This window comes from Actinokineospora auranticolor (assembly GCF_041897805.1).
Taxonomy (GTDB): domain Bacteria; phylum Actinomycetota; class Actinomycetes; order Mycobacteriales; family Pseudonocardiaceae; genus Actinokineospora; species Actinokineospora auranticolor.
Genome location: NZ_CP154825.1, coordinates 5,307,162 through 5,323,934, shown reverse-complemented (window position 1 = coordinate 5,323,934; position 16,773 = coordinate 5,307,162). Strand labels below are relative to the sequence as shown.

At 72.9% G+C, this 16,773-nt stretch carries 16 protein-coding genes and 1 pseudogene; 7 read left to right on the top strand and 10 right to left on the bottom strand.

Going from position 1 to position 16,773, the window contains the following annotated elements:
• Positions 1-64 precede the first annotated feature (64 nt).
• Positions 65-190, bottom strand: coding sequence for a hypothetical protein (locus tag V5P93_RS23150; RefSeq protein WP_281261655.1), 126 nt, complete (start codon positions 188-190; stop codon positions 65-67).
• A gap of 285 nt (positions 191-475) precedes the next feature.
• Between V5P93_RS23150 and V5P93_RS23145 the strand changes: the two genes are divergently transcribed.
• A complete protein-coding gene (locus tag V5P93_RS23145) occupies positions 476-901 on the top strand; it encodes a hypothetical protein (protein WP_104478798.1) in 426 nt (141 codons plus the stop codon).
• Positions 902-956: 55 nt separating this feature from the next.
• On the opposite strand, the gene V5P93_RS23140 is transcribed toward V5P93_RS23145, so the two are convergent.
• A complete protein-coding gene (locus tag V5P93_RS23140; protein WP_104478799.1) occupies positions 957-1,760 on the bottom strand; it encodes a helix-turn-helix domain-containing protein in 804 nt (267 codons plus the stop codon).
• Between the two features lie 91 nt (positions 1,761-1,851).
• Here V5P93_RS23140 and V5P93_RS23135 point away from each other — a divergent pair, with 91 nt between their 5' ends.
• The gene (locus tag V5P93_RS23135; protein ID WP_104478800.1) at positions 1,852-2,262 is read left to right on the top strand and encodes a hypothetical protein; all 411 of its coding nucleotides are present in this window, start codon (positions 1,852-1,854) and stop codon (positions 2,260-2,262) included.
• 4 nt (positions 2,263-2,266) lie between these two features.
• Positions 2,267-3,165, top strand: a pseudogene (locus V5P93_RS23130) (LLM class flavin-dependent oxidoreductase).
• A gap of 47 nt (positions 3,166-3,212) precedes the next feature.
• On the opposite strand, the gene V5P93_RS23125 reads toward V5P93_RS23130, so the two are convergent.
• Positions 3,213-3,905 (bottom strand): type 1 glutamine amidotransferase domain-containing protein, encoded by a 693-nt coding sequence (locus V5P93_RS23125; RefSeq protein ID WP_104478803.1) that lies wholly within the window; start codon positions 3,903-3,905, stop codon positions 3,213-3,215.
• A gap of 120 nt (positions 3,906-4,025) precedes the next feature.
• On the opposite strand from V5P93_RS23125, the gene V5P93_RS23120 reads away from it, so the two are divergent.
• From V5P93_RS23120 to V5P93_RS23110, 3 genes are all read left to right on the top strand, one after another.
• On the top strand, positions 4,026-4,580 hold the full coding sequence (locus V5P93_RS23120) for a TetR/AcrR family transcriptional regulator (RefSeq protein WP_104478804.1): 555 nt from the start codon (positions 4,026-4,028) through the stop codon (positions 4,578-4,580).
• Between the two features lie 42 nt (positions 4,581-4,622).
• The gene (locus tag V5P93_RS23115) at positions 4,623-5,756 is read left to right on the top strand and encodes an NAD(P)/FAD-dependent oxidoreductase (protein WP_104478805.1); all 1,134 of its coding nucleotides are present in this window, start codon (positions 4,623-4,625) and stop codon (positions 5,754-5,756) included.
• A gap of 477 nt (positions 5,757-6,233) precedes the next feature.
• The gene (locus tag V5P93_RS23110; RefSeq protein ID WP_281261656.1) at positions 6,234-6,362 is read left to right on the top strand and encodes a hypothetical protein; all 129 of its coding nucleotides are present in this window, start codon (positions 6,234-6,236) and stop codon (positions 6,360-6,362) included.
• Between the two features lie 426 nt (positions 6,363-6,788).
• Here V5P93_RS23110 and ligA read toward each other — a convergent pair whose 3' ends face one another.
• The 5 genes from ligA to V5P93_RS23085 form a co-directional block, all read right to left on the bottom strand.
• A complete protein-coding gene (gene ligA, locus V5P93_RS23105; protein ID WP_104479043.1) occupies positions 6,789-8,783 on the bottom strand; it encodes an NAD-dependent DNA ligase LigA in 1,995 nt (664 codons plus the stop codon).
• Positions 8,784-9,436: 653 nt separating this feature from the next.
• The gene (locus V5P93_RS23100) at positions 9,437-10,957 is read right to left on the bottom strand and encodes an FAD-dependent monooxygenase (RefSeq protein ID WP_104478806.1); all 1,521 of its coding nucleotides are present in this window, start codon (positions 10,955-10,957) and stop codon (positions 9,437-9,439) included.
• Between the two features lie 58 nt (positions 10,958-11,015).
• The gene (locus V5P93_RS23095) at positions 11,016-11,609 is read right to left on the bottom strand and encodes a TetR family transcriptional regulator (protein ID WP_104478807.1); all 594 of its coding nucleotides are present in this window, start codon (positions 11,607-11,609) and stop codon (positions 11,016-11,018) included.
• Positions 11,610-11,678: 69 nt separating this feature from the next.
• Positions 11,679-12,461 (bottom strand): glucosamine-6-phosphate deaminase, encoded by a 783-nt coding sequence (locus tag V5P93_RS23090; protein ID WP_104478808.1) that lies wholly within the window; start codon positions 12,459-12,461, stop codon positions 11,679-11,681.
• A gap of 219 nt (positions 12,462-12,680) precedes the next feature.
• Positions 12,681-12,992 (bottom strand): HPF/RaiA family ribosome-associated protein, encoded by a 312-nt coding sequence (locus V5P93_RS23085; protein WP_104478809.1) that lies wholly within the window; start codon positions 12,990-12,992, stop codon positions 12,681-12,683.
• A gap of 140 nt (positions 12,993-13,132) precedes the next feature.
• Between V5P93_RS23085 and V5P93_RS23080 the strand changes: the two genes are divergently transcribed.
• Positions 13,133-14,800, top strand: coding sequence for a SulP family inorganic anion transporter (locus V5P93_RS23080; RefSeq protein WP_104479044.1), 1,668 nt, complete (start codon positions 13,133-13,135; stop codon positions 14,798-14,800).
• 11 nt (positions 14,801-14,811) lie between these two features.
• Here V5P93_RS23080 and V5P93_RS23075 read toward each other — a convergent pair whose 3' ends face one another.
• Positions 14,812-15,459 (bottom strand): response regulator transcription factor, encoded by a 648-nt coding sequence (locus V5P93_RS23075; RefSeq protein WP_104478810.1) that lies wholly within the window; start codon positions 15,457-15,459, stop codon positions 14,812-14,814.
• A complete protein-coding gene (locus V5P93_RS23070; protein WP_104478811.1) occupies positions 15,447-16,673 on the bottom strand; it encodes a sensor histidine kinase in 1,227 nt (408 codons plus the stop codon). The genes V5P93_RS23075 and V5P93_RS23070 overlap by 13 nt, the downstream gene beginning before the upstream one ends.
• Between the last annotated feature and the right edge of the window lie 100 nt (positions 16,674-16,773).

Below are 16,773 nucleotides of genomic sequence, written 5' to 3'. Positions count from 1 at the left end.
TACCTCGCCTGCGCACCGACCAGCCCATGCCCGCGCCCCCGTACGGTTGGGACGGTTGGTCCGACTACCCGAACCGCAACTGCGCCTGGGTCCCCGACGGCCTCTTCGACGGCATCAGCACCGGCCCCCTTACCTCCAGCGGCCCGGCCTGCGTGTTCGCCACCGCCGACGGCACCTTCGTCCAGCTCACCTGGGGGATGAGCGACGGCCCGGCCCTCTACGACCGACTCGCCTTCACCTCCCGGGTCGAGATCGCCGGACTCCCGGCCCGGCAGTACGACCTGGCCAACAACCAGGACGAGTACCCCGTCACCTGCCAGATCCGCCTCAACACCGGCTCCCCGCACCAACTCGGCGTCCTGTACTCCCGCGAAGCCGCGAACTCGCCCATCGACCGCGACGGCAGTTGCGCGATGGCCCGCCGAGTCGCCGAACTCGTCGCGAGAGCCCGGATTCCGTTGGCGGGCGGGAAAGTGTGGGAACCGACACCCAGGCGCCGGACCCGGCGGTGGTCCCAGTGGAGGCCTGCGCGGCCGTCGGCACGACCGCGACCATCGGCGTCGGCCTGCCCTTCAAGGAGGGCGAAGCCAAGAAGGGCACCACCGAGCTCGGCTCCACCTGCGTGGTGTCCAAGAAGGGCGCGGAGATCGCGAGCGTCCTGACCGCCGGGCCGGACCAGGGGCTGGCGCGGGTTCCGGCGCCGGACGGCGCCGAGGTCGAGGAGTTGAGGCTGGGAGTGCTGCCCGCCCGTCAGGAGATCGTCGGCAAGACCTGCGCCATCGCGACGGAGATCGCGCCGGGCCGCACGCTCCGCGTCCGGTTCAGCCGGGATTCCGTGAAGGGCGACGAATGCCTGGGTGCCCGTCTGGTCACGTCGGAGGCGATCGTCGCGCTGTTCTGAGGCTCGTGTCACGGTGCGAAGCCAACGCCGGTCGCGCGGACCGCGGCCGTGGGTGTCACACCGTGGATCGCGGGCCCTCCTCGGCCATGGCTGCCAGCGCGGTCGCGGTGGGCTCGTCGGCGGGGAGGAAGGCCTCCAGCCGGAGCTCGGCGACCGTGACGTCCAGGGCGGTCGCGAAGTGGGTGAGGGTGGTGAGCAGGTGGAGTTCGCCCGTGGGGGTGCGCAGGCGCAGCGGGACGGCGAAACCGAGGTGGGTCGGGGCGAGTGGGCGCGCGGGGGTGTACTCGGAGAGTTCGGCGATCAGGTCGGTGAGCGCGGGGTCCGGGGTCCGGGCGGCCTGGCCGCGGAGGGCGTCGACCACGTGGCAGGCCCATTCGTCGAAGTTCGCGATCCGGGGCGCCAGGCCGGTGGGGTGCAGCACGAGCCGGGCGACGTTGACCGGGGGAGCCAGCAGTTCCGGGGCGACCCCGGTCATCAGCCGGTGGAAGGCGGTGTTGGCGGAGACCAGGGTGCCGTGCCGGTCGATGACGATCGCCGGATAGGGGTTGTGGGCGCGGAGCACCTGCTCGACGGCGGCGCGCACGGGGGACAGTTGGCCGTCGTCCCACGGGGTCTCGGGGTAGGCGGGGGCGTAGCCCGCGGCCAGCAGCAGGGCGTTGCGCTCGCGCAGCGGCACGTCGAGCGACTCGGCCAGCCGGATGATCATCGCCCGGCCGGGGGTGGAGCGGCCGCTCTCGATGAAGCTCACGTGTCGCTGGGTGGTGCCCGCGCGCAGCGCCAGCTCGATCTGGCTGACCTTGCGGCGTTGGCGCCAGGCGCGCAGGTCGTCGGGGAGGGGCACGGGTCCTGTGTAGCCCATCCGGTGCGGCTCGGCTATTCCCCGCCGGGAATTGCCGGGCCACCCGGTGCACCGGCACCGTTGCCGCACCGAACGACGACTGGGGGGGAACATGTCCGATCCGATCGAGCTGGCCGACCGCTACGTGGCGGTGTGGAACGAGCCGGACGCCGACGCGCGGCGGGCGGCTGTCGGCGATTTGTGGGCCCGGGACGGCAGGCACATCCTGCAACCACCGGGTGAGGTGGTGAAGGCGGCCGACGACTTGGGGCTCACCACGGTGTTCGAGGCCAGGGGGCACGCCGAGCTGACGCGGCGGGTGCGGCTGGCCCACGAGGAGTTCGTCGCCCCGGGCGAGTACACCTTCCGGCGCCGCGACGACGTCGCGCGGCTGCGGGACGCCGTCAAGTTCAGCTGGGAGATGGTGTCCGCCGACGGCGAGGTCGCCGGGGTCGGCACCGAGTTCCTGCTGCTCGACGCCGACGGCCGGATCGTCGCCGACTACCAGTTCATCGAGGGCTGAGCCCGTGTCCTTCGGCTACCTGCTGCCCACCTTCGCCGCCGAGCCGGAGTCCCTGGTCGAGCTGGGCGGGTTGGCGGAGGAGGCGGGGTTCGACGCCGTCTGGGCGCCCGACAGCCCACTGGTCTGCGGCCTGCCCGACCCGCTGCCGCTGCTGTCCGCGCTGGCCGCGACCACCCGGCGGGTCACCCTCGCCACCGGCGTCCTGCTCGGCGCCCTCCGCCACCCCGTGCTGCTCGCGCACACCTGGCCACCCTGGACCGGCTGGCCGGGGGACGGCTGGTCGTCGGGCTCGGCTCCGGCTTCACCGACCCGCAGACCGAGCGCCAGTTCACCGCCGTCGGCGTGCCGTTCCGGGGGCGCGGCGGCAGGCTCACCGAGACGATCACCGTCCTGCGCGCCCTCTGGTCCGGCGCGACCAGCCACCAGGGCCGCCACTTCACCTTCCACGACGTCACCCCCGCCCCGAAGCCCCACACGCCGGGGGGACCGCCGATCTGGCTCGCGGGCACCGGCGCCGCGGCCGAGCGGCGGGTCGGCGAGCTGGCCGACGGTTGGCTGCCGTATCTGCCCACAGTGGACGGTTATCGAGCGAGCCTGAGCCACGTCGAACACGCCGCCGCCCAAGCCGGACGCCCCACTCCGACCCCCGCTCTCTACGCGACGGCCGCGATCGACAAGTCGGAAGACGCCGCCCACCAACGACTCCGGACCGTGGTCGAGCAGTGGTACGGCTACCCGTTCGAGGCGGTGTCCACCCTCCAGGCGATGTACGCGGGCACCCTCCCCGGCCTGCGAGCTTGGCTGGCGCCCTACCTCGAAGCCGGTGTCCGCCACGTCGTCCTCCGCGTTGCCGACCCCCACCCGCGCCGCGGCCTCGACGCCGTTGCCGCGCTTCTCGCGTGAAGGGAACGGCAGGCGCTCGGTGGAGCGCCTGCCGTTCGGGATCTCGGTCAGCTGAGCCGGTCGACGAGCGCCTTGGCGATCACCGGGGCGCTGGCAGGGTTCTGCCCGGTGATCAGCGGGCCGTCCTGCACGACGTTGGGCAGCCAGTTGGCGGCCGACCTGGTGAAGTTCGCGCCCCGCGCGGTGAGGTCGTCCTCCAGCGAGAACAGCAGGTGGCGGGACAGGTCCAGTTCGTCGTCCTCGGTGTTGGAGAAGCCCGTGACCGTGCGCCCGCGCACGTACGGGCTCCCGTCGGCGGCCTTGACGTCCCGCAGGATCCCCGGCGCGTGGCAGACCATCGCGACCGGTGTGTCGGTGCCCAGGGCGTGCTCGACGACCCGGATCACCCGCGAGTCGACGGCGAGGTCCCACAGCAGGCCGTAGCCGCCGGGGAAGAACAGCGCGTCGAAGTCGCCGTGGTCGACGTCGGCCAGCGCGGCGGTCTCGGCGATGGCCCGCATGCCCGCCGGGTCGTCGAGGAACCGGTCGGTGTTGGCGGTGGTGAACGGCGCCTGGAGGCTGAGGTGGTCGATGGGGGCCGCGCCGCCGCGCGGGGAGGCGAAGACGACCTGGAAGCCCGCTTCGACGAACGCGTAGTACGGGGTGGCGACCTCTTCGAACCAGGTGCCGGTCTTCTTGCCGCTGACACCGAGGTCGGCGTGCGAGGACAGGGTGACGAGGATCCGTCGTGGTCGGGGCATGGTGACTCCTTCGGTTGCTCTACCTACTAGTAGATAGGGAGAGCTTGGTTCGTGGAGATCGACGCCGTCAAGGCGGTGAGATCGGGGTCACGCCTACCTGTCGGCAGGTAGGGTGTCGTCATGGACCGTGTCGACACCCGAGGTGCCCTGCTGGACCACGCGACCCACCTCGTGCGGACCCGCGGCTACTCCGCGTTCAGCTACGCCGACCTCGCGGCCGCCGTCGGCATCCGCAAGGCCAGCGTCCACCACCACTTCTCGACCAAGGAGGAGCTCGGCGTCGCGCTCGTGGCCCGCTACACCGAGCGGTTCGTGGCTCGGCTGGCCGAGATCGACCGGGTCGGCGCCGGGCCGGTCGACGCCCTCGAGCGGTACGCCGCGCTGTACCGGGAAGGGCTGCTCGACGGGGAGGCCTGCCTGTGCGGGGTGCTCGCCGCCGAGACCGACGCGGTGCCACCGGCGGTCGCCGCGGGCGTGGCGGAGTTCTTCCGCGTCAACCAGGCGTGGTTGACCGAGGTGATCGAGCGCGGCGGGTTATCGGTGGGGGCGGCGGGTGACCGCGCCGCCACCGTGCTGGCCGTCTTGGAGGGCGCGGTGCTGGTGGCCAGGGCGCAGGACGACGTCGCCGCCTTCGACCGGGTGGCCGCCGCGGCGATCGCGATGGTCCAGGCCTGAGCCGGGTTTGCCGACTTCGCGTCGCGGCAGGACGCTGGGGGAGTGACGAAGCGACGGGTGGTCGTGGTCGGGGCCGGGCTCGGCGGGGTGACGCTGGCCAGGGTGTTGCAGGTGCACGGCGTCGCGGTCGAGGTGCTGGAGGCCGAGCCGTCGGCGGCGGCGCGGACCCAGGGCGGGATGCTGGACATCCACGAGGAGTCCGGGCAGGTGGCGCTGCGCGCGGCGGGACTGTACGAGCGGTTCCTGACCAAGGTGCACACGGGCGGCCAGGCCATGCGGGTGCTCGACGAACGCGCCACCGTGCTGCACGAGGAGACCGACGACAGCGCGGGCGGCAGACCCGAGATCGATCGCGGCGACCTGCGCGCGCTGCTGCTCGGGTCACTCGCCGAGGGCACGGTGCGCTGGGGCGGCAAGGTCGTCGGCGCCACGTCTCTCGGCGACGGGCGGCACGCGGTCGCCCTGGCCGACGGCGGGACGGTGGAGGCCGACCTGCTGATCGGCGCGGACGGCGCCTGGTCGCGGATCCGGCCGCTGCTCACCCCGGCCGTGCCCGCGTACACCGGCATCAGCTTCGTCGAGGTGGACCTCCTCGACGCCGACCGCGCCCACCCGACCGCCGCCACCCTGGTCGGCGGCGGCATGTTCTTCGCGCTGGGCACGGGGCGGGCGATGCTCGCGCACCGGGAAACCGACGGCAGCCTGCACGTCTACGTCGCCGTACCGGCCGAGGTGGGATGGCTGGCCACCATCGACTTCGCCGACCCGGCCACCTCCCGCAGCGCCGTCCTCCGAGAGTTCGACGGCTGGTCCGAAGACCTGCGCGACCGGGTGCGCGACGCCGACGGCCCACTGGTGCCCCGACTGATCCACGCCCTCCCCGTCGACCACGGCTGGCCGCGCGAACCCGGCGTGACCCTGCTCGGCGACGCGGTCCACCTGATGTCCCCATTCGCGGGCGAGGGCGCGAACCTCGCCATGCACGACGCCGCGGAGTTGGCGCGGGCACTGGTCGAGCACCCCGACGACACGGAGGCGGCACTGGCGGCGTACGAGTCCGACCTCTTCCCACGCAGCCGAGCCGCGGCGGCGGACTCCGCGGCGAACATGGCCCTGATGTTCGGCCCGAACGCCGCCCGCGTGATGGCCGACTTCTTCACCGGCGCCCGGCCGTGACGCGGCCGTCGCCCGCACATGATCGGGCGGTTCAAACCTGGGCTGGCGTTGTGCCAGGCCGGCTCGGCCGCGAACGTGATGCTGTTGTTCGGCCCGAACGCCGACCGGACTGTCGCCGACTTCTTCGCGGGCATCCAGTCATGGCGCGGTTCGCGGTCGCCGCCTGCACATGACCGGGCGGCTCAAGCTCTGGGCTGGCCGGGCCTGCCAGGCCGACTTGGCCGCGAACGTGGCTTTGTTTGTTCGGCTTGAATGTCGCCCGGGCGATGGTGGACTTCTTCGCCGGCGCCCAGTCATGACGTGGTTCGCGGTCGTCGTCGGCGCATGATCGGGCGGTGCGAGTCTTGGATTGGCGCGGTCTGTCGGGCCGATTAGGCCGCGAACGTGGCGCTGTTGTTCGGTTCGAACGCTGTGCGGTGATGGTGGACTTCTTCGCAGGCGCCCAGCCGAGACGCGGTTCGCGGCTGTCGTCGGCGCGTGACCGGGTGGTTCAAGTCCTGGGCTGATGCGGCCTGCCAGGTGGACTTGCCGGCGAACGTGGCCCTGGTGTTCGGCCCAAACGCCGCCCGCGTGATGGTCGACTTCTTCATCGGCGCCCAGCCGTGACGTGGTTCGCGGTCGCCGCAGGCACATGGCCGGGCGGCTCAAGCCCCGGGCCGGTCCGCAAGGCCGCGTCTGGCGGCTTCGGCCAAGGAGACCGCTTGCCGCTGGGAGGCCGGGCGTTCCGTGACGAAGTGCGCGGCGGGGCGGAACCTGGGTCGGTCAAACCGTTTCTACCGAACCGTTTCCGTGCGCGTGATGGCTTCGCCGGGTGGTGTGACCACCTCAGTGCTGTGCGCTGGAGGATGCCACTAGGCGGCTGGACAGGGCCGCCGCCATTCGTCTCGAAACGTGGCGGCGGTCGAGTGTTCGCGCGTTGGCCTGGATATGAGGCGTGTTCACCCTGCCTGCTGAACCTGTTGGTGCGGTGGAGTACCGCACCAACAGGCGCGCGAACACTGACTGGTCCGATGTGGACTGTGGTGGTGGGTGCTACACGATCTTGGCGGCGATGAGTTGTTGCCAGATCTCGCTCTGGTCCACGACCTCGACGCCCAGTTTCTCCGCCTTCGTCAGCTTGCTCGCGCCCACGTCCGCCCCGGTGATGAGGTAGTCGGTGTTGGTGGAGACGGACGTCGCGGTGGTCGCCCCGGCCTGTTCGCACAGGCGCTGGAAGGTGGGGCGGGCGACCTTCTCGCCCGAGCGGGGGTCGTTGATGGCACCGGTGACCACGACCGTCTTGCCCGCCAAGGGCGCGTCCGAGGACACGACCGGGGGGAGGTCTTCCTCGCGGACGTCGAGGGACACGCCTCGCTCTCGGAGGCGTTCCAGTTCGGGGCGGAGGCGGGTGAGGTGTTCGGTGAGGGAGGCGGCGACCTTGGGGCCGATGTCCTCGACGGCGACCAGCCGCTCCTCGCCCGCGTCGGCCACCTCTTCCAGGGAGCCGAAACCGGCGCGGCAGAGGCGGGTGGCCGTGCCTTCCGACGCCATGGGGATGGCCAGGCCGATGAGGGCGCGGCGGAGGCCGACGGCGCGGCTGGTGGCGATGGAGTCGATCATGCGGGTGGCGGAGACCTCGCCGACGCGGTCGAACTCCAGCAACTGCTCTTTGGTGAGGGTGTAGAAGTCGGACGGGTTCTCGAGCAGGCCCGCTTCCGCGAGGCGTTCGATCCAGACCTGGCCGATGGCGTCGATGTCGGCCGCCGCGCGGGAGGCCCAGTGGATCAACCGGCGGACGGTTTGGGCGGGGCAGGCGACGTTGACGCAGAACAGTTCTCGGCTGTTGCCCTGCTCGACGAGTGCCTGGCCGCAGGACGGGCACGTCACCGGCGGGACGATCTCCTCCTCCGCGCCCGTGCGCTGGGACTCGTCCAGCACGCCCGCGACGAACGGGATGACGTCACCGGCCCGGCGGACCAGGACCACGTCGCCGATCCGGATGCCGCGCGCCTTGATCACTTCCTGGTTGGCCAGCGTCGCCCTGGTGACCGTGGTGCCGCCGACGAACACCGGCTCCAGGTGCGCGACCGGGGCGATCTTGCCCGTCTTGCCCACGTCCCACACCACGGCCTTCAACACCGTCGTGCGCTCCTCGGCGGCGAACTTGTACGCCAGCGCCCCGCGCGGGGAGTTCGACCTGGTCCCGGCGGCGCCGTACGCGACCCGGTCCGCCAGCCGCAGGACGGCGCCGTCGAGGTCGTAGTCCAACTGGTCGCGCTGGGTCTCGATGGTGGTGATGACCTCCTGCGCGGCGGCCGCGTCGGTGCAGTGGCGCATGTCGGCGACGCTGAAGCCGAGCGTGCTCAGGCCCTGCTCCAGGTCGGCCGCGGCGCTGTCCGCGTCCGAGGTGTCGAGGTCGAAGGCGAAGAAGAACAGGTCACGGCCCGCGACCGTGGCCGGGTCCTTCGCCCGCAGGGTCCCGGCGGCGGCGTTGCGCGGGTTGATCAGCGGCTTGTCGGCGTGCGCGGCGTTGTAGGCGGCGAAGGTCGAACGCAGCATGACCGCCTCACCGCGCACCTCCACCCGGCCCGGCGCGTCGATCCGCGCGGGTACCCCGGCCGTGAGCGCGCGCACCAGAGGGGTGACGTCGTCGCCGGTCGTGCCGTCACCGCGCGTGACCGCCCGGGCCAGCCGCCCGTTCTCGTAGACCAGCGCCAGCGACAGCCCGTCCAGCTTCGGCATCACCACCACCGGCTGACCGGGGAACCGCGCGAAGAACGCCTCGACCTGCTCCGGGGTCGTCGACTTCTCCAGCGACAGCATCGGCCGCGAGTGCCGCACCGGCGCGTGCAGCACCGCGGGCGCGCCCACCTGGTCCAGCGGGTTCGGGTCCGGTGTCAGCTCCGGGTTGTCCGCTATCAGCCCGCGCAGCTCGTCCTCGACGGCGTCGTACTCGGCGTCGGCCACCAGCGGCGAGCCCCGGTAGTAGGCGTCGCGCAGCACGACGACCTGATCGGCGAGCTCCCGGATCCGTTCCTCCACGTTCACGGCGTGGACGTTACCGGCTGCCACCGACAGCCGGTGTCCACTTGTGCCTTCCCCGAGGGGAGTCGGGATGTTCACCCCGTGACCGGCACCATTCCCATCGGGGAGTTCGCCAAGATGACGCACCTGACCGTCAAGGCGCCGCGCCACCGCCACCGGCTGGGCCTGCTCGAACCGAGCCACGTCGACCGGCGCACCGGCGGCCGCGTGAGCTGGACATGCCCTTGGCCGACATTAGGGCGCTGCCGGACGCCCCGGGGCGGCCGGCCGCGACCGGGTCCTGCTCGCCCACCTCGACCGGCTGGAGGACGAGTCGAACGCACCCGGGTCGCGATCGTCTGGCTGCTGCTGAAGCCGCTGCCGGAGGCGGCCGTGCGGTACCGGTCGGTGCCCGACACCCCCGCGGTCGGCAGCACGCGTCGGTCGACGGTGCCCTGGATCGCGTTGTGGCCCGCTCGATCGGGCCGGTGCCCGGCGGGCAGGCTGATCCCCGCGAACCGCTCCGGCTGCCACAGGGCGCACCGCCCTGCACCGGTGCCGATCAAGTGCTTCCCCTCCATGACAAGGGTTTGCGGTTTCCCCAGATGCCCGTGTTGACAACTGTCGGACATATCAGTCCATGTGTCCGGACTTTGTTGGCGCAGAAAGACTCTCGGCTACGCGGGCGCCCCGAACCACCGGGTGAGGGCTTCCTGGAGCCCGTCCACCGTGGGCGTGTCGGTGGCCCAGGCCACGTAGCCGTCCGGGCGGATGAGGATCGCGGTGACCGGGATGTCGGCCTTGGCGTCGACCAGCGTCACGCGGTCGGACCACGGGGCCGCGGCCTTGGTGATGATCGGGTCGCCCACCAGGTTGAGGAGCAGGGGGCGCGCGGGGCGGGCCAACTCGGCCAGTCGCACCGGTCCGTCCGCTGTGGACAGTGGGAGGTCGCGGAGGAAGTAACCGGTCAGGGGGTTGGGGGAGTCGGTGTAGCGGATGTCGGAACCCGCCATCGTCGCGGCGACGTGGGCTCGGTTGGTCGGGGTGGCGAGGAACTCGCCGAAGAGGGTGCGCAGGGCGGTGACCGCGGGTCCGGGGGAGATGAGGACGCTCTGGGCCTCGGTGTGCATGACCACCCGCTCGCTGGCCTGGCGGCGCTCGGCCTCGTAGGTGTCCAGCAGATCAGGGCCCACCGTGCCGCGCAGGACGGCGGCGAGCTTCCACCCGAGGTTCGCGGCGTCCTGCAAGCCCAGGTTGAGGCCGGGGCCGCCGAGCGCGGCGTGCACGTGGGCGGCGTCGCCGACGAGCAGCACCCGGCCGTCCCGGTAGCGCTCGGCCACCCGGGTGTTGCCGCCGAGGACGCGGCGGAGCATGTGGGGGCCTTCGCCGTCCGGTGGGGTCAGCGGGAGGTCGACGCCGAGTACCCGGTGGGCGCTCTCCCGCAGCTCGGCCAGCGCCATGGGCTCGTCGCTGACCGCGGACCCGTCCCACTCGATGGTGAACAGCAGCGCGGGACGGTCCCGGAAGGGTGCGTAGCCGATCAGGCCGCGTTCGGTGCGGTGGTGCAGGAACGGCGGGATGTGCCCGTACCCCGGCACGGTCAGCCCGCCGGTCAACGGGTCCCTGATCCCGGCGGGCACGGTGACGTGGGCCGTGCGCGTCACGGTGACGTCGTTGGTGACGCCGGGGAAGTCGATGCCCGCCAGCTTGCGGGTGAGGCTGTGGCCGCCGTCGGCGCCGACGAGGTAGTCGGCGCGCACCCGGTAGGCGCCGTCGGGCCCGGCGACGTCGACGTCGACCCCGGCGCCGTCCTGGGTGAACCCGGTCAGCTCGTGCCCCCGGCGGACCTCCACGCCCAGCTCCGCCGCGCGCTGCTCCAGCACCTCCTCCAACCGCCGCTGCGGCACCGGCAGGATGTGCAGCGGGTTGTCGGGGACGTCCTCCAGCGGGAGCGGCAGCGCGCCGAAGGTGAAGGCGGGCACGGGCCGCGGTGGCTCCGGTGTGCCGGTTATCCGCTGGTACAGGCCGCGGTGGTCGAGCAGCCGGACCACCTGCCCGATCAGGCCGTTGGCCCGGTACCGCTCGGTGACCTCGGGCAGCCGTTCCAGCACGATCGGGTGGCTGCCCGCGAGGCTGAGCTCGCAGGCCAGCATCAGCCCGTTGGGGCCGCCGCCCGCGATGACGACGTCATGAGACATGGTTGATCCCTCCGGTGTGCGGGTGTGTTCCGTCGAAACCCCGGCCGGACGGACCGGGTCAGGGTGTGGAAAGGCCGTTGGCCAGGTGGCGCAGCGCCTCGCGCAGCACGGTCTCGAACGGCACGGACGGCGTCGCGCGCCGCCAGTGGTCGGTGGCCACCAGGATGGTCGCGCCGACCGCGCCCGCCACCAGCCGCGGGTACATGCCCGCGGGGTCGGTACCGGTGCGCTCGGCGATGACCTCGGCCAACTCGGCGTCCGCGCGGGCGTTGACCCGCAGCACCTCGCCCTGGAGCGCGGGGTGTTCGAGCATCGCCCGCACCCCCGCCTGCCAGTGGTCGCTGGTGTCGTCCTCGCCCGCCATGGCGAGGAACGCCGCCGCCACCGACTCGGCGACGGCGGGCCACAGCGGCTCGTCGGCCGGTCGGGCCCGCAGCTCCGCCGCGATCCGCCTGCCCCGGTCGAGGTGCCGGGTGGCGATCGCCTCGGCCTTGCTGGAGAAGTAGTTGTTGAACGTGCGGGGGGACACCCCCGCCGCGGCCGCGATGTCCTCGACGAGGACGTTGTCGAACCCCCGCTCGACGGCCAGCCGGATCGCCGCCCAGCTCAACGCCTCCCTCGTCCGCTGCTTCTTGCTCTCCCGCAGTCCCACGAGATCCACTGTACACAAAAGTGCGGGGCACGCAAATATGCGTGCCCCGCAAAATTCGACCCCGAGTGGTCAGAGGCGCTGCCAGTCCGGCTTGGCGGCGTAGGTGGTGCGGTAGTAGTCGGCGAGCTTGAGGTGACTCGCGGCGGCCTCGTCGACGATGACCGTGGCGTGCGGGTGCAGCTGCAGGGCCGAGGCCGGGACGATGGCGGCCAGCGGTCCCTCCACGGCCAGCGCGATGGCCTCGGCCTTGGACTCGCCCGCGGCGACCAGCACCAGGTGCCGGGCCTCGCTGATGGTGGCGATGCCCTGGGTGACCACGTGCCAGGGCACCTCGTCGAGGCTGTCGAAGAACCGGGCGTTGTCGACCCGCGTCTGCTGGGTCAGCGTCTTGACCCGGGTGCGGGAGCCGAAGGACGAGCACGGCTCGTTGAAGCCGATGTGCCCGTCGGAGCCGATGCCGAGCAGCTGGAGGTCCACCCCGCCCGCGTCGCGCAGGGCGAGCTCGTAGTCCGCGCACGCGCGGGGCAGGTCGTCGGCGGTGCCGTCCGGCCCGAGGAAGGACTCGGCGGACAGGCCCAGCGGTCGCAGGACCTCTTCCTCGATCACCGCGCGGTAGGTCTGCGGGTGCTCGGGCGGGAGGCCGACGTACTCGTCGAGCTGGCACACGCGCATCCGGCCGACGTCGGTGACCCCGTCGCGCACCCGCTGGGCCAGCGCCGCGTAGACCGGCAGCGGGCTGGACCCGGTGGCCACCCCGACCAGCGCGTCCGGCTTGCGGGTCACCAGGTCGGCGATGACGCCCGCCGCCAGCTCTCCCACCGCGGCGCGGTCGGGCACGATCACGATCTCCATGGGCTCCCCGTCGTCTAGGTACCGGACCGCTAGGTGGTTTAGACCAATGATAGCAAGATCCGGGTCAACTCGGGATGAACCCCACGTGAGCGGATCCCCTCCGATCGTGCGCCCTCGGGTCGCGCTCGGCGACCCGAGGCGGAGGGGCGTGCCGAGGGCGCTGGGGGTGGCGTCCTCGGCACGCGGTCGGTTGCCGCCGTCCGTCGGAGGGGGTGCTCGTCAGGCTGAGGAGAGACGGCGGATCAGGGTGTGGCGGAGGCGGTCGACGGCCGCCCTCGGTGTCGCGGCGTGCGCGGTGACGTGCACGGGGGACAGGTGGTCGTGGTCCACGTCGGCGTGCGCGGTGACGGGCTCGGCGACCGCGGGGTCCGCGGCGACCGTGACGGTGACCCGGACGCGGCGCGGCGGGGTGCCCAGGCGGCGCAGGGTCGACTCGATCTTGTCCAGCGCGTAGTCCTCGATGCCGTCACCGGCGACGCCGCGCACCAGCACCTGGGTGACCGGGGTCGGGTCGAGTTGGTCGGTGTCCATGACTTCCCCTTTCCTGTCCACTCGCGACGATGCCACCGCGCCGGGGCGCCGGGACAGGGACCGCGGTCGCGGTCGGGCGGGGACCAACGGCACCGGTGGACGGGGACCCGCTGTGGACGGACCGCCGTACGATGCCGGTCATGGCTTCGCGCGGGTTCGCGGTTCTGCGGCGGTACGAGCGGCCGTGGCTGCGGGGCGACGTGGTCGCCGGGGTGACGGTGGCGGCGTTCCTGGTGCCGCAGGTCATGGCGTACGCCGAGGTCGCGGGCGTCGCGCCGGTCGCCGGGCTGTGGGCGGCCGTCGGGGCGCTGGCGGTGTACGCGCTGGTGGGGACCTCGCGGCAGATCTCGGTGGGGCCCGAGTCGTCGACGGCGTTGATGACGGCGGTCGCCGTGGCGCCGCTCGCCGGGGGCGACCCGGGTCGGCACGCGGTGCTGGCGGCGGCGCTGGCGTTGGTGGTCGCGGGTCTGTGTGTCGTGGGGTGGTTGGCGCGGCTGGGTTTCCTGGCGTCGCTGCTGTCGAAGCCGGTGCTGGTCGGGTACATGGCCGGGATCGCGGCGCTGATGGTGCTGGGGCAACTGGGCAAGGTCATCGGCGTCCGGGTCGGCGGTGAGTCCGCGTGGGACGAGGTGGTGTCGTTCGTCCGCGCGGTGCCTGAGGCGCACGGGCCGACGGTGGTGTTGTCGTGTTCGGTGCTGGCGTTCCTGGTTGTCGTGGCGCGGCGGTGGCCGAGGTTGCCTGCGCAGCTGATCGCCGTCCTGCTGGCGACGGCGGCGACGGTGCTGTTCTCCCTGGACGAGATCGGCGTACGGGTGGTCGGGGCGGTGCAGGCGGGGTTTCCCCTGCCGTCCTTGCCCGCGGTCTCGTTCGCGGACCTGGGCGCGCTGCTCCTGCCCGCGCTGGGGGTGGCCCTGGTCGGCTACTCGGACAACGTGCTGACCGCGCGGTCCTTCGCGGCTCGCGCCGGGCACCGGATCGACGCCAACGCCGAGCTGCTGGCGCTGGGCGCGGCCAACGCGGCGAGCGGTCTGCTGCGCGGGTTCCCGGTCAGCAGCAGCGCGAGCCGGACGTCGATCGGGGTGGCGGTGGGCAGCCGCACCCAGCTGCACTCGCTGGTGGCCCTGGCGGCGGTGGCGGTGATCCTGCTGGCCGGTCGACCGCTGCTGGCGTCCTTCCCGGCCGCCGCCCTGGGCGCCCTGGTCATCTTCGCCGCCGTCCGGCTGGTGGACGTCGGCGAGTTCGCCCGCCTGGCCCGCTTCCGCCGCGGTGAACTGCTGATCGCCCTCACCACGGTGGTGGCCGTCCTCGCACTCGGCGTCCTGCACGGCGTCCTCGCCGCCATCGCGATGTCCCTTGTGGACGTCCTGCGGCGCGTGGCCCGGCCGCACGACGGCATCCTCGGCTACGTCCCCGGCCTCGCGGGCATGCACGACGTCGACGACCACCCCGACGCGGAGCAGGTCCCGGGACTGGTCGTCTACCGCTACGACGCCCCGCTGTTCTTCGCCAACGCCGAGGACTTCCGCCAACGCGCCCTCGCCGCCGTCACCGCCGCCCGAACCCCACCCCGCTGGCTGCTGCTCAACGCGGAGGCCAACATCGAGATCGACCTCACCGCCGTGGACGCCCTGGAAGACCTCCGCGCCGAACTGGCCCACCACGGCGTCACCCTCGCCATGGCCCACGTCAAACACGAACTCCGCGCCGACCTCCACCGCGCGGGCTTCCTCGACCGCATCGGCGAGGACCGCGTCTTCGCCACGTTGCCCACGGCCGTGGCGGCGTTCAAGGAGTCGGGCACGGACTAGCCCCGGGGTGGTCAGGAAGCGTTGAGGTAGGCCAGGACCGCGAGGACTCGGCGGTGGCCCGCGTCATCGCTGGGGAGGTTGAGTTTGCCGAAGATGTTGCGGATGTGCTTGTGCACGGCGCCGTCGCTGATCACCAGGAGTTGGCCGATCGTGCCGTTGCCGTGGCCTTCGGCCATCAGGGACAGCACTTCCCGTTCGCGCGCGGTGAGGGTCGCCAGTGGGTCGTCCGGCTTGCGGCGCACCAGCAACTGCGCGATCACCTCGGGGTCCATCGCGGTGCCGCCCGCCGCGACCCGGCGCAGGGCGTCGAGGAACTGGTCGACCCGGCCGACCCGTTCCTTGAGCAGGTAGCCGACCGCCCCGGCGCCGTCGGCGAGCAGTTCGGCCGCGTAGCTGTCCTCCACGAACGCCGACAGCACCAGCACCGGCAGCCCCGGCCGGGCCCGCCGCGCCTCGACCGCCGCGCGCAGGCCGTCGTCGGTGAAGGTCGGTGGGAGCCGCACGTCGACGACCACCGCGTCCGGTTGTTCCGCCTCGACCGCGGCGCGGAAGTCGGTGGCGTTGTCCACGGCCGCGACCACCTCGATGCCCGCCGTGCTCAGCAGCAGCACCAGGCCCTCGCGCAGCAGGGCGTCGTCCTCCGCGATCACAACCCGCATGGCAGCTCCACCCGCAATTCGGTCGGTCCGCCCGCCGGACTGGTCAGGGCCGCGGTCCCGTCCAGCGCCGCCACCCGGCGGCGGATGCCCGCCAGGCCGCTGCCCCGCGCCTCGTCGGCACCGCCGCGGCCGTCGTCGACCACCGTGATCTGCACCCTGTCCTCTGCCGTCCCCAGTCGGATCCTGGCCCGTTCCGCGCCCGAGTGCTTGGTGACGTTGGTCAGCGCCTCGGCGATGATGAAGTATGCCGCCGCCTCCACCGCCGCCGGTGGCCGCCCGGCCAGGGCGAGGTCCAGCTCACAGGGGATCGGGCAGCGCGCGGCCAGCGCGGTGACCGCGCCGTCGAGGCCGCGGTCGGACAGCACCGGCGGGTAGATGCTGCGCACCACGTCCCGCAGCTCGACCAGCGCCGACTCCGCGGTCTCCTGCGCCTTGCGGACCAGGTCGAACGCCGCGTCCGCGTCCCGTGACCGCAGCTGCCCGGCGATGCCCAGCTGCATGATCACCGCCGCGATCCTGGCCTGGGTGCCGTCGTGCAGGTCCCGCTCGATGCGGCGCAGCTCGGCGCCGTGCGCGTCCAGCGCCGCGGCCCGGGTCGCGGTCAGCTCGGCCACCCGGTCCGACAGCGCCACGCCCGGCGCGGGCCGCAGCAGCCACCGGGCGTACCGGGCCTGCGCACGGGCGAGACGGGGCAGCGCCAGGGTGAGCGAGGCGTAGAGGAACCCGACGACCACGGCGAACCCCGCCTGCGGCCACGACGTCACCCGGTAGTCGAACCCGCTGGGCGCGCCGCCGGGGACCAGGTACCAGTAGAACGGGATCGCCCACTGGTTGACCGCGGCGGGGAGCAGGCCGATCGCGACGCTGCCCAGCAGGATGCCGATGGGCGCGTGCGGCACCAGCCACGCCAGGTCGCGCCGCGTCGCCGGGTCAGTGAGCACGGTCCGGACCTGGGTGGGCAGCGGGCCGGTGACCGGCCGGTACGCCTCGGGGATCGCCTCGCCCAGCGCCGCGCCCGCGCGCCGCCGCTCCCGGTTCGCCAGCACCCGCAGCACCCGGGCGGCCTCGGGCAGGGCGGGCAGGCCGATGCCGACCAGGCTCAGCGCGGCGACCACGGCGAGTCCGACCAGGGCGACGAACCCGAGCAGCGCCGTGCCGCCGCCGACGGCCAGGTACTTGATCGCGGCCCAGACCCGGGCCAGTGCGGAGCGCATGGCCGCGATTGTGCGGCATCGGGGCGACCCCCGGTCCGTGGTGGTGCTGGCGCTACCCCCGATCCGCCCGCCCGCGGGATCGTGGCCACCGCCGCCGCCT

Excerpts from the sequence above, each read along its gene's own strand:
- V5P93_RS23140 (WP_104478799.1), bottom strand. The coding sequence starts at position 1,760 with ATGGGCTACACAGGACCCGTGCCCCTCCCCGACGACCTGCGCGCCTGG.
- V5P93_RS23135 (WP_104478800.1), top strand. The coding sequence starts at position 1,852 with ATGTCCGATCCGATCGAGCTGGCCGACCGCTACGTGGCGGTGTGGAAC.
- V5P93_RS23075 (WP_104478810.1), bottom strand. The coding sequence starts at position 15,459 with ATGCGGGTTGTGATCGCGGAGGACGACGCCCTGCTGCGCGAGGGCCTG.
- V5P93_RS23070 (WP_104478811.1), bottom strand. The coding sequence starts at position 16,673 with ATGCGCTCCGCACTGGCCCGGGTCTGGGCCGCGATCAAGTACCTGGCC.
- V5P93_RS23120 (WP_104478804.1), top strand. The coding sequence starts at position 4,026 with ATGGACCGTGTCGACACCCGAGGTGCCCTGCTGGACCACGCGACCCAC.
- V5P93_RS23090 (WP_104478808.1), bottom strand. The coding sequence starts at position 12,461 with ATGGAGATCGTGATCGTGCCCGACCGCGCCGCGGTGGGAGAGCTGGCG.
- V5P93_RS23085 (WP_104478809.1), bottom strand. The coding sequence starts at position 12,992 with ATGGACACCGACCAACTCGACCCGACCCCGGTCACCCAGGTGCTGGTG.
- V5P93_RS23100 (WP_104478806.1), bottom strand. The coding sequence starts at position 10,957 with ATGTCTCATGACGTCGTCATCGCGGGCGGCGGCCCCAACGGGCTGATG.
- V5P93_RS23125 (WP_104478803.1), bottom strand. The coding sequence starts at position 3,905 with ATGCCCCGACCACGACGGATCCTCGTCACCCTGTCCTCGCACGCCGAC.
- V5P93_RS23080 (WP_104479044.1), top strand. The coding sequence starts at position 13,133 with ATGGCTTCGCGCGGGTTCGCGGTTCTGCGGCGGTACGAGCGGCCGTGG.